This window comes from Streptosporangium amethystogenes (genome assembly GCF_000721075.1).
In the GTDB taxonomy this organism is placed as follows: domain Bacteria; phylum Actinomycetota; class Actinomycetes; order Streptosporangiales; family Streptosporangiaceae; genus Streptosporangium; species Streptosporangium amethystogenes.
This window is the reverse complement of sequence record NZ_JOEQ01000198.1, coordinates 1-283: the sequence shown is the minus strand read 5'-3', so window position 1 is coordinate 283 and position 283 is coordinate 1. Positions and strand designations below refer to the sequence as shown.

Here is a 283-nt window from a genome sequence, read left to right as displayed (position 1 = left end):
CCGTTTCCGCCTTCCGCGCCGTTCGCGAGCGCGAGGAGCGGGCTGTTCGTGTATTGCGTTGTGAAGTAGGGCCTCGTTACCGAATAGAATCCGGATGTGGTGTGGTAGGAGGCGATGTAGGTGGTGTTGGCGGCGATGTTCACGGGTGTGGGGAAGTTCACCTGTTGCCACCCGGATGCGGTCTCGTTGGTGAAGGTCGCGCTCGCGAGCAGCTGGCCGCTGCTGGTCCACAGGCTTCCGACGTGCGTCCCGGTGTTCTGCGGACCCTTGTAGAAGCGGATGC

1 protein-coding gene is annotated in these 283 nt (G+C 62.9%); it reads right to left on the bottom strand.

The window, feature by feature from the left end:
* Positions 1-283, bottom strand: a 283-nt coding sequence (locus IG98_RS46400) for a DUF4082 domain-containing protein (protein ID WP_037973160.1), incomplete at both ends; no start/stop codon positions are given.